Source organism: Acidovorax sp. SUPP950, assembly GCF_030158935.1.
In the GTDB taxonomy this organism is placed as follows: Bacteria; Pseudomonadota; Gammaproteobacteria; order Burkholderiales; family Burkholderiaceae_C; genus Paracidovorax.
The window spans coordinates 265,448-276,638 of record NZ_BQXE01000002.1; the positions used below are offsets into that span (position 1 = coordinate 265,448).

Annotated in this window: 9 protein-coding genes; 5 read left to right on the plus strand and 4 right to left on the minus strand. The window is 64.6% G+C overall.

Translation table 11 applies throughout. The features are described 5' to 3' along the window. Window positions 1-3 precede the first annotated feature (3 nt). Window positions 4-888 carry a sensor histidine kinase gene (locus AVME950_RS10475; protein ID WP_284429765.1) on the plus strand — a complete coding sequence of 295 codons (885 nt, stop codon included), beginning with the start codon at window positions 4-6 and terminating at the stop codon, window positions 886-888. A 33-nt stretch (window positions 889-921) separates the two neighbouring features. On the opposite strand, the gene AVME950_RS10480 is transcribed toward AVME950_RS10475, so the two are convergent. Further along, window positions 922-1,434 (minus strand): Lrp/AsnC family transcriptional regulator, encoded by a 513-nt coding sequence (locus AVME950_RS10480; RefSeq protein WP_284429766.1) that lies wholly within the window; start codon window positions 1,432-1,434, stop codon window positions 922-924. 139 nt (window positions 1,435-1,573) lie between these two features. Here AVME950_RS10480 and glmS point away from each other — a divergent pair, with 139 nt between their 5' ends. The 4 genes from glmS to wecB all read left to right on the plus strand — a co-directional run bounded on the left by glmS (window position 1,574) and on the right by wecB (window position 7,907). Then, window positions 1,574-3,496: a glutamine--fructose-6-phosphate transaminase (isomerizing) gene (gene glmS / locus AVME950_RS10485; RefSeq protein ID WP_284429767.1), complete on the plus strand. Its 1,923-nt coding sequence runs from the start codon at window positions 1,574-1,576 to the stop codon at window positions 3,494-3,496. A 414-nt stretch (window positions 3,497-3,910) separates the two neighbouring features. Continuing rightward, window positions 3,911-5,101: a glycosyltransferase family 4 protein gene (locus AVME950_RS10490; RefSeq protein ID WP_284429768.1), complete on the plus strand. Its 1,191-nt coding sequence runs from the start codon at window positions 3,911-3,913 to the stop codon at window positions 5,099-5,101. A 248-nt stretch (window positions 5,102-5,349) separates the two neighbouring features. Then, complete coding sequence (locus AVME950_RS10495; protein WP_284429769.1) at window positions 5,350-6,759, plus strand: undecaprenyl-phosphate glucose phosphotransferase; 1,410 nt, start codon at window positions 5,350-5,352, stop codon at window positions 6,757-6,759. A gap of 14 nt (window positions 6,760-6,773) precedes the next feature. After that, a complete protein-coding gene (gene wecB / locus AVME950_RS10500) occupies window positions 6,774-7,907 on the plus strand; it encodes a non-hydrolyzing UDP-N-acetylglucosamine 2-epimerase (RefSeq protein WP_284429770.1) in 1,134 nt (377 codons plus the stop codon). Between the two features lie 143 nt (window positions 7,908-8,050). Here the strand turns inward: wecB and AVME950_RS10505 are convergent, their stop codons facing one another. Genes AVME950_RS10505 through AVME950_RS10515 form a run of 3 tightly spaced genes read right to left on the minus strand, consistent with a single transcriptional unit; the run spans window position 8,051 to window position 11,189 of the window. Continuing rightward, window positions 8,051-9,340, minus strand: coding sequence for an O-antigen ligase family protein (locus AVME950_RS10505; protein WP_284429771.1), 1,290 nt, complete (start codon window positions 9,338-9,340; stop codon window positions 8,051-8,053). Beyond that, window positions 9,337-10,119, minus strand: a complete 783-nt coding sequence (locus tag AVME950_RS10510) for a WecB/TagA/CpsF family glycosyltransferase (protein ID WP_284429772.1) — start codon at window positions 10,117-10,119, stop codon at window positions 9,337-9,339. The genes AVME950_RS10505 and AVME950_RS10510 overlap by 4 nt, the downstream gene beginning before the upstream one ends. Beyond that, a complete protein-coding gene (locus AVME950_RS10515; protein WP_284429773.1) occupies window positions 10,116-11,189 on the minus strand; it encodes a glycosyltransferase family 4 protein in 1,074 nt (357 codons plus the stop codon). Before AVME950_RS10515 ends, AVME950_RS10510 begins: the two co-directional genes overlap by 4 nt. Window positions 11,190-11,191 lie beyond the last annotated feature (2 nt).

Here is an 11,191-nt window from a genome sequence, read left to right on the forward strand (position 1 = left end):
GCCATGGACGGGCTCGGTGATCTGCCCGGCGACGAACGGGGTCAACAAGCGCAGGCCGATGAAGTGGCGCGCCTGCGGGCGGAACTGGACGCGGCGCGGCAGGAGCAGGAGGCGTTCCTGCGGGCCGTGTCGCACGACCTGCGTGCGCCCGTGCGCCACATCCTCGCCTACGGCCGGCTGGTGCGGGAGACCGTCGCACAGAGCAATGCCGATCCCGAGGCGTTGCAGTTTCTGGACACCATCGCACAGGCAGGCCAGCAGCTCGGCAGCATGATCGACGGGCTGATCCAGCTGGGGCGCATCGGCTCAGCTCCCGCCACGCCGGGCCCGGTCGCGCTGGGCCCGGTGCTGCAGAGCGCGGTGGCTGCGGCGCGGACGGCCGCCGCTGCGGCACCTGCGCTGAAAAAAAGCGCGGCCACGAAGGAGCCCGCCTCTTCCGGGGAGGGGGTGGCCAGCGCCTGGATCGACACCGTGCATTGGGATCTGCCCGCGGCCGAGGCCTGCCCCGTGCTGTGGGCGGACGCGGGCTGGCTGCAGGAGGTGCTGGTGGCCTTGTTGGACAACGCCCTCAAGTTCTCGCGCGGGGCCCAGCCGCCACGCATCGCCGTGCAGGTGCGGCCGGCACCCGGCAATCGGGTGGACATCACGGTGCAGGACAACGGCGCCGGCTTTCCTGCCGCGCAGGCGGGGCAGTTGTTCCAGGTGTTCCAGCGGCTGCATCCGGCGAGCCAGTTCGAGGGCCTGGGCCTGGGGCTCGCGCGGTGCCGGCGCCTGGTGGCGCGCATGGGCGGCACCATTGGCATCAGTGCAGCGCCCCACCAAGGCTGCACCGTGTGCCTGCAATTGCCGGCCGCGGGGACGGCTGGTCCGGACGCCGCTGCCAGCTGAGCGCGGCGATGGCCGCCGCGCCCGTCCGGCGGCTCATGGCGTGCGGGGGGGCAGGCTCTCCGGACGCACGCACGGCAGCTTCGGCTCGAATTTGCTGCGCTTGAGGCTGAAGAAGGCCTTCACGTTGCGCACGTTGCCGTCGCTGGAAAACAGGCGCTGGGCCAGGGTCAGATAGCCCGGGATGTCCTGCGCGTAGAGCACCAGGATGAAATCGGGCCCCGGCGAGACGCGGTAGCACTGCTGCACCGCGGCTTCCGGCTGCATGCGCTGCTCGAAGGCTGCCAGGCGTTCGGTGTCCTGCCGGTCCAGCGTCACTTCCACGATCGCGGTGATGCCGTGGCCCAGGTGCCGTGCCAGGGCATCGGGCTGGACCAGGGCCACCTCCCGCTCGATCAGGCCCGCCTCGCGCAGGCGCTTGACCCGGCGAAGGCAGGTGGGGGGCGACACGTGAACCGCCGCGGCCAGGTCCTGATTGCTGGCCGTGGCATCGTCTTGCAGGGCGTTCAGCAGTTGAAGGTCGGTGTCGTCGAGAAATAATGATTCCATGGAGTTAAATTTTATGGAATTAAATTTCAATGTGTGTTTTGAGGGAAATTTAATTCCAAATATTGTTTGAATAATTTATACATATTTCTTGACGCCCTGCCTACCATCGCCCATCCACATTCCTTTCAGGAGATCGTCCATGTGCGGCATCGTCGGCGCGGTATCCACGCGCAACATCGTCCCCATCCTCGTGCAGGGCCTGCAGCGCCTGGAGTACCGCGGCTACGACTCCTGCGGCGTGGCCATCCACGATGCCAGCTTGGGCGCCTCCCGCACGGGCGGCCTGCGCCGCGCCCGCAGCACGGCCCGCGTGGCCGAGTTGCTCGAGCAGGTGAACGCCGAGCAGGTCGAGGGGGCCACCGGCATCGCCCACACCCGCTGGGCCACGCACGGCGCCCCGGCGGTGCACAACGCCCATCCGCACTTCAGCCATGGCACGGGCACGGGCGATCCCACGGCGGATGAGCCGCTGCGCCTGGGCCGCGTGGCGCTGGTGCACAACGGCATCATCGAAAACCACGAAGAGCTGCGCGCCGCCCTGCAGGCACGTGGCTACACCTTCACCAGCCAGACGGACACCGAAGTCATCGCCCACTTGGTGGACAGCCACTACAGCGGCGACCTGTTCCAGGCCGTTCAGGCCGCCGTCACCCAGTTGCATGGCGCCTATGCCATCGCCGTCATCCACAAGGACGAACCCCACCGCGTGGTGGGCGCACGCGCCGGCTCGCCGCTCATCCTGGGCGTGGGGGAGGGCGAGCATTTCCTGGCCAGCGATGCCATGGCGCTCGCTGGGGTGACCGACCAGATCGTGTACCTGGAAGAGGGCGACTTGGTGGACCTGCAACTGGGCCGCTACTGGATCGTGGGCAAGGGCGGGCAACCGCTGGAGGCCCATCGGCGCCCGGTGCGCACCGTGCAGGCGCACAGCGGCGCCGCCGAGCTGGGCCCCTACCGACACTACATGCAAAAGGAGATCTTCGAGCAGCCCCGCGCCATTGCCGACACGCTGGAGGGCGTGCGCGGCATCGTGCCCGAGCTGTTCGACGGTGCGCCCGGCCCGGACGGCGAGCCCGGCGCCGCCGCCTGGCGTGTGTTCAAGGAGATCGACTCCGTGCTCATCCTGGCCTGTGGCACCAGCTACTACAGCGGCTGCGCGGCCAAGTACTGGCTGGAGTCCATCGCCGGCATTCCCACCCAGGTGGAGGTGGCCAGCGAGTACCGCTATCGCACCAGCGTGCCGAACCCGCGCGCGCTGGTCGTCACCATCAGCCAGTCGGGGGAAACGGCCGACACGCTGGCCGCGCTGCGCCACGCGCAAAGCCTGGGCATGCTGCACACGCTCACCATCTGCAACGTGTCCACCAGCGCCATGGTGCGCGAATGCAAGCTGGCCTACATCACGCGTGCGGGGGTCGAGATCGGCGTGGCCTCCACCAAGGCCTTCACGACCCAGCTGGCGGGGCTGTTCCTTCTCACCCTTGCCATCGCGCAGTCGCGCGGCCGCCTGACCGACGACCAGGAGGCCGAGCACCTGAAAGCCATGCGCCACCTGCCCGTCGCGCTGCAGGCCGTGCTGGCGCTGGAGCCGCAGATCATCAGCTGGGCCGAGGACTTCGCGCGCATGGAAAACGCGCTCTTCCTGGGGCGCGGGCTGCACTACCCCATCGCGCTCGAAGGCGCCTTGAAGCTCAAGGAAATCAGCTACATCCACGCCGAGGCCTACCCGGCAGGGGAACTCAAGCACGGCCCCCTGGCCCTGGTGACCAGCGCCATGCCGATCGTGACCGTCGCGCCCAACGACACGCTGCTGGAAAAGCTCAAGAGCAACATGCAGGAAGTGCGCGCGCGCGGAGGCGTGCTGTATGTGCTGGCCGATGGCGACACACGGATCGAAAGCGGCGAGGGCCTGCACGTGATTCGCATGCCCGAGCATTACGGCCCGCTGTCGCCGCTGCTGCATGTGGTGCCACTGCAATTGCTCGCGTACCACACGGCTTGTGCCAGGGGGACGGATGTGGACAAGCCCCGCAATCTGGCCAAGAGCGTGACGGTGGAGTGAGTGCCTGCGGCGGCCGACACGCGAATGAGCTCGTGAATCAGCCTCGGCATCCAGGTGGGTGCTCCGGCTCCAAGCCCATGCCTTTTCCTGGTTGATGCTCCCATATATGAATTGGTGTGGGTATCAAGGAGCCTGCATAGAAGAGCGTTCTGAATGTCCCAGCCATGGCCTGCACAAGGGGCTGGGCCACTGGATCGCTCTTCGGCAGCCCACATACAATCAACACCACTCTGAACATGACAAGCCGCCATGTTCAGACGCCACCAGTTGCACTCTGGCATTTTCCCGCACTCCTTTGGAATGCAGGGATGCCAGTGCAGTCGCTGTCGAGCGCCCCGGCAGGCTCGTCAATGGCACATCCGCAGCCCCTGTGTCCACCAGGGAGATCCCGTCAACTCGAGAGGTGAGTCGGCAGTGAACGTCATTCTGGCCACGGAATCGATCCGACACCCGTTGACCGGGATTGGCCGCTACACGCACGAACTGGCACGGCATCTTGCCGAACTGCCGCAGATCGAATCCTTGCGGTTCTTGCACGGGCACCGGCTCAGTGAACAGCTGCCAAAGCCCGGGGTTGCAAGGACCGTCATCCCTTGGATTGGAGATCGTCTTTCACGGTTTCACTGGACTCTCGACACGTATCAGCGTTTGAATCAAGTCGCCAAAGCGCAGGCGCTACGCGGTTCAGGCGCCGCGATCTTTCACGGTTGCAACTATTCTTTGCCGCATCACGACGGGCCCTGTGTCGTGACTTTTCACGACATGTCGATTTACCGCTGGGCGCAGTGCCACCGTGCAGATCGGGTGCGTTACATGCGCAAAGAAGTGGCTTTATCGTTGCGCCGGACGCAGCTCATCCTCACGGTGTCGGAGTTCTCCCGACGCGAAATTGCGGCGCAGTTTGATTGGCCGCTGCAGCACATACGGGCCATACCGCTTGCATGCAGCGGTGCTTTCCGTCCTCACAATGAAGCGGAACTGGTTGCGCCTTTGCAAGCGGCAGGATTGAGGCAGGATGGCTACAGTCTTTTCGTGGGCACGATCGAGCCACGAAAGAACCTGCTGAACCTCATGGACGCTTATGCGCAATTGCCTGCGGCATTGCGTGCAAGATGGCCGTTGGTGGTCGTCGGTCATCCTGGCTGGAACAGCTCGGCTGAACACGAGCGCATGCGCCTGGCCGAACAGGCCGGTTGGCTACGTTACCTCGGCTATATCGAAGACATTCGCCTGCCCGCACTCTTCGCTGGCGCACGGCTCTTCGTTTTCCCTTCGCTGTACGAGGGGTTCGGCCTGCCGGTCTTGGAGGCCATGGCCACGGGCACACCGGTTCTGTGCTCGGATGCGGCGGCGCTACCAGAAGTCTCCGGCGAGGCTGCAGCCTTGTTTGAACCGATGGACGTGAAAGCGCTGGCTGCCCAGCTGGCGCGCGGCTTGGAAGACGAAGCCTGGCGCACTGCCGCAAGCGCCGCGGGGCGTCAACGCGCCGCGCAATTCAGCTGGCAACGGTGTGCCGAACTCACCGCTCAAGCTTACCGTGACGTTCTCACGGGGACAGGTGCCGTACGGCGAACGACCGGCTCCCTTGTCTCCGCCACGACCTGACCGCCCATGAACTGCGAATTGGCCAGCAGCAAGCCCAGTGACGCGTTGACGCGGCGAGTTGACGCTGTGCGCGAGCATGGGCCTGCTGTCTGCGGCAAAGCTGAAGTCTTAAGATTCTGTATGCATCGCCCTGGAGGCTGGGGTGCATGCGACCAAGGCAACCACAATACAGAAGACGGTATGGAGGAGAACCAGTTGCGGTTCATTTTCGCGACGACCCGCCCGCGCGCCCCGAAGGACTATCCCGCATGAGCGTGATGGAGCGATTGTTGGCCCACGTGGCCGTGTCCCCGCGCGCGGCCGGCGACGGCATGGCAATGGCCGCGGCAGTGTTGAAACTGGCGGACATGGCGGTGGTGGTTGCCAGCGGGTTGCTCGCGTACGCGTTGCGGACAGGGCATGTCGAGTTGCCTGATGCGCCCCACTATTTCTATGCCCTGCTGGCCGGAGCACTTCTCAATTTGTTCGTGTTTGTGCAACTGGCGCTGTATCAAAGCTGGCGCTTGGCGCTTCCCTCCATGGTGCTGGGGCGGCTGCTGTGGGGATGGTGCCTGGTGCTGGTCGCCCTGGCGTCGCTGAGTTTTTTAAGTAAAACGGGCCCGAGCTTTTCCCGTCTGTGGTTCTTGTACTGGGCGGGGATCGGAATCCTCGGTTTGGTCGGCGCACGGGTGCTGCTGGATCGACTGCTGCGCTGGCTGCACTCCCGTGGCATCGGCAATCGGCGGGTTGCGCTCCTGGGGCCGCCGGACAGGGTGGCGCAGGTGTCGGAGCGCATCCAGCGTGGCCCCTGGTCAGGCATCGAGGTGATTCCCGTGCCGCCCGCGATCAATGCGGGGGACTTCGCCGCTTTGCCAGACTGGTTGAGTCAGCACAGCGTCATCGAAGTCTGGCTGGCTTGGCCGATGCGCGACGAGCGGCTGATTCGCGAGAGCGTGCGCAATCTGGACGCCAGCTGTGTCGAGATTCGATGGATTCCGGACATTTTTGCGTTCCGTCTGATTCACCATGGGATGGCTGAAGTGGTCGGAACTCCCATGCTGGAGTTGTCGGTACGCCCCTTGTCCCTCACCTCGCAACTCGTCAAGTTGGTGGTTGACAAACTGATCGCCAGCGCGATGCTCGTTCTGGCGAGCCCGTTGCTGCTGGCGCTGGCCGTGGGCGTCAAGCTCTCGGGCCCGGGGCCTGTGATTTTCCGGCAGATGCGGCATGGGTGGGACGGGAAGGCTTTCGAGGTGTGGAAGTTTCGGAGCATGCATGCCCACGATCCGGCAGAAGCGCCGCTTCAGACCTCGCGCACGGACTCGCGGGTGACCCGCTTTGGTGCGTTCCTGCGCCGTACCAGCCTCGATGAGCTGCCGCAGTTCGTGAACGTGCTGCAGGGAAGGATGTCGATTGTCGGGCCGCGGCCGCATGCACTGCGACACAATGCGGAATATCAGGATCTGATCCCGAACTATCTGCAGCGGCACCGGGTCAAGCCGGGCATGACGGGATGGGCGCAGGTCAACGGGTTGCGCGGAGAGACCCACTCGCTGGAAAAGATGCGCAAGCGTGTGGAGTACGACCTGTACTACATCCAGCATTGGTCGCTCTGGCTGGATCTGAGCATCATTGCGCAGACCTGCGCGATCGTGCTGTTCGATCGCGATGCTTACTGACAAGGCCGGAGTCCATGCGTTCTCAGATTGCCTATGTGCTAGGCACACGCCCAGAAATCATCAAGATGTCTTCCCTGATTGCCGCCAGTCAGCGGGAGGGCATTGGCCATAGCGTCATTCACACCAACCAGCACTACGCGGAATCCATGGACCGCGTCATCTTCGAGCAACTGGATCTGCCGCCGGCCGACATTCATCTCGGGGTGGGGTCTGCACCGCAAGGCGAACAGATAGGGCGCATGCTGTGTGGCCTGGCGCCTGTCCTGGCGGAGATGCAGCCGGACATTGTGGTCGTGCAGGGCGACACCAACAGTGCCTTGGCCGGTGCATTGGCTGCCAGCAAGCTTGGTATTCCGGTGGCGCACGTGGAAGCTGGGCTGCGGAGCGGTGACCGGCGCATGCCAGAGGAAATCAACCGCATCCTGATCGATCAGATGGCGGACCACCTGTTCTGCCCCACCCCGCTGCAGGCGCAGATTCTGCGTGGCGAAGGGGTGTCCGAAAGGCGCATCCACGTGACAGGCAACACGGTGGTCGATGCGACGCTGGCCTATGCACCGGCTGCACGGCAACGCTCGGACGTCCTGCGCAGATTGGGCTTGCCCAGCAACGGCTATTGGCTGCTGACGTGTCACCGCCGTTCCAATACCGAAGAGCAAACGCATTTCGAGAGGCTGATGGACGCCGTGTGTGCGATGTCGTGGTCTGCAGGCATGCCTCTGGTGTTTCCGATGCACCCGCGCCTGGCGGCCATGGGGCGTTCTACGCTGGCTGGCCGACCTGGGCTGCTGGCCATCGAGCCGGTCGGCTACCTGGACATGCTGGCGTTGTTGCAGGGCGCTGCGCTGGTCATGACAGACAGCGGCGGCGTGCAGGAGGAAGCCTGCATCTTGCAGCGCAAGTGTCTTTTGCTGCGCACCAGCACCGAGCGCCCGGAGACGCTAGAGCGTGGCGGTGCCGAGCTGCCGGCCAGCCTGAGCGACGGTGACCTGCGGACGGCTTTGGAAAAGTTGCTGGCGCGTGTGGTGGCATGGAGCAATCCATTGGGTGATGGAAACGCCTTCCGGCGCATTCTGGATATCCTGCTCGCGAAGGGCCAGGAAGACACATCGTCCCCACGCCATCGGCACCACAGAACCACTCACTGAAGACCGGCCTAGGCAGGCTAGCCGGCTTTCAAGATCAGACGTCAGCGCAGCCCTTCGTCCAAGAGATCCGGCGGCGGATGCAGCGCGACATGCACGTCAGTGCACAGACCGCAAACCCAAGCCCGAGCGCTTTGGCTGAACCGTCAAGTTGTGGATCGTGATACGCCGTCGGCCTGCGAGGGCGCGCAATGTCCCGCGTGCAGTGAGGCCACTGCCAATGCGGCATGCATCGAGAACGGGAAAAACGGGAAGTAAAAATCAAACGTGCTCAGACCCAGCACGAGAATCAGCCACGCGATCGCCCATTGACGCTCGGCCGCAATGCGCAGCAGGGGACGCCACAGCGCAAAAATCAGCGCCAATCCGGCAAGCAGGCCGAAGAGTCCCGTTTCGGACAGTGCCGCCAGCAACAGGTTGTGAGCGTGCAGTTCGCCGCGGTGGAAGCGGCCGCCGGTGTAGTCCGGAACCATGAACTGGAACACGCCTGCCCCAAGACCGAACCAGGGGTGTTCGCGCCAAGCATCCAGCGCGCCGCTCCAAAGGTACGTCCGCCCTAGCGTGAAGGCCGTCATCATGTTTTCCTGTGCCGCGCTGGTCATGTCTGGATAACGTAGCCACAACACGAAGACGGCAAGCACAGCGATTCCGCCCAACGCCACGCGTGCGATGTGGCGCTGTCTATTAGACGTGCATGACCTTGGCCATGCCCACCATGCCATCAGCACCCCGACGGGCAGCAGGGTGTTGCGTACCTGGGTCAACGCCAGCGCCAACACGGCGCCCACCAACGCGAGCGCCAGCGAGATCCTCCCGACTTCACCCCGCTGCTGCAGCCTCAGCACCAACAGCAGCACCATGGCCGCGGACGTGGCCAACAGTGCAGGGTGCTCGTACATGCCCGAAATTCGCGGCAGGTACTTGAAAGTCTCTTCTGGATGGAATGCCAGGGCCACGCGCAGCGCCCCAGGCCATTGGAACCAGACGGCCCCGGCCAGCGCCAGGTTGAACCACACGGCGATGAGTGCTGCCAGCGTCGCCGCCCGCGGCCAGCGCGGGCAGGCCGCAGCGAGGCTGAGCATGGCCCAAAGCGCCAAAAGACTGGTGGCATACCGCACGGCGAATGCGCATGCCAGCCCGATGTGGTTCGAAGCCAGGACCGATGCGGACAGGGCCGCGATGCACATCAGGATGGCCAGCAGGGGACGTACCAATTCAGATGGCACGCCATGCCGCACGAGCGATCCTGCGGAAATGGCGAGCATGCAGCCCAGCATCGTCACGGACCCCAATGACAGGGTCATGCCGAAAAACCGAAACGGCAGCACGATCTGCTGCAAGCAAAACAGCAGATAAAGGGCCAGGCAAATGCTCACCAGGAGCAGTTGCCCGCGCGGCGGTACGGCCGCCGGGGAGGGATCGAAACGTGAGTTCATGCACCCGTGCGGACGATGGCACGCGAACGATGGCGTCTGCTCATGCGCGCGCGTAACAGCAGCAGTAGATAGGCGCAATTGGTTCGCAGATACCGGGCGAACAGGCGCCTGGGCTCCAGCCACAAACGGAACATCCATTCCATGCCGAATCTCTGCATCAGCAGTGGAGCGCGCGGCAGCATGCCGGACACGACATCGAACGATCCTCCCACCCCCATCGCCAGTGCCACGCCCAGTTCATACCAATGCCGCTGCAAAAAGAGTTCCTTCTTCGGCGAGCTGATGCCGACAAAAAGATAGCGCGCTCCCGAGTTCCGGATCGCAGCGACGACGTGCGTCACTTCGTCGTCCCGGAAATAGCCGTCGCTTGTCCCGGCGATGTGAAGTCCGGGAAACATCTCGCGCAGCCGTTGAGCGGCCGCCAAAACGATGGCCGGCCGCGCACCCAGCAGGTAGACCCCGACACCGGACTGTGCAGCCTGGCCGCAGAGGTCTTGCATCAGGTCAATGCCGGCGCGTCGAGCCGGGGGATTGACTCCCAGCCAGCGCAGGCCAGCACTGATGCCGCTCCCGTCGATGTGAACCAGCTCGGCCTCATCCAGTGCGTCACGCAGCAGTCCCTGCACTCTTGCGTCGATCAGCTTGGCCACATTGAGCCCTTCGATGCGAACCGGGTCTCCACCGTGGGCGGCCTCCTGTGCACGCTGCAGCAACTGCGTGGGAGAGACGAGATCCAATGGGCAATCGAAGAAACGAATCCGTTCGGGACGGTATATCAAGGCGCAGGCTCCTTTTTCGGCGCATCGTACAGTGCCCCTACACGTGATCGCATGTGCTCCCACGTGAAGCCTGCGCGAACCTGCGCAATGGTGTGCGGCAACACGCGTCGTTGCCGCTGGGTGGCTGCGCAGGCTGCCAGTGCGGCGACGTTACCGAGTGGATAGAGGGCATCGGACAGTCCGACGGCCTCCAAAATCGCCCGGTTGCCTGGGATGTCGCTGGCCACGACCGGGCAACCGAGCAATAGCATCTCTATCAGTACCGTCGGCATGCCCTCCATCGCCGATGGCATGACGAACAGATCGGCGACCGAGGCCATGGCGGCCACATCGGCATCGTCGACAAAACCATGGAGCCGCACCCGATCGGCCCATCCGCGTGTCTGCGCGAAAGATTCAAGCCGCGCGCGATCCGGCCCCCGCCCAACCACATGCAGAACTGCATGTTCCATGCCCGGCTCGCCCAGCAGCGCGATGGCATCGTGCAGGCGCTTGACCGCGTCGAGTCGCCCCACGGAGAGCAAAGCCGGCGCCCCTTCCAGCCCTGGTACTTCCATTGGTGGAGCGTGCAATTGCGCCTCGAGCACCGCATTGGGCAGCAGCACCGGGTGCGCGGGACGGAGACCGCGCCGCGTCAGGTAGTCCTGCCAGTAGGCCGACAGGAGCACCACCCGGTCTGCGCCTCGCAGCAGCGCGCGCTCGATCAATCCGTCCCAACACCGTTTTCCCAGGCGCTTGCCCAAAGCGGGATCGTCGTCGTAATAGCAGTGGGGCGTATAGACCAAGCGCTTGCCAAGCAGCCAGGCCATTGACGCTGCCAACGCGGAAATGGGGGTCCGCGCGCCATGGACATGCACGGCGTCGGCCCAGCCGATGTGCTGCCACATCGCCCGGGCACTCACGCGCACCACTTCGTAGGCGTGCACGTGCTCGCTCGCAGCCGACGGTGCCGCAACGCGCACGGCATGGCCTGCTTCCACGGCCAGCACGGCCAGCCCATGGATATGCCGGGCGACGCCGCCGCCCCCGCCATGGGGGGCAAAGTCTTTGTAGACGTGCAGGATGCGCATGG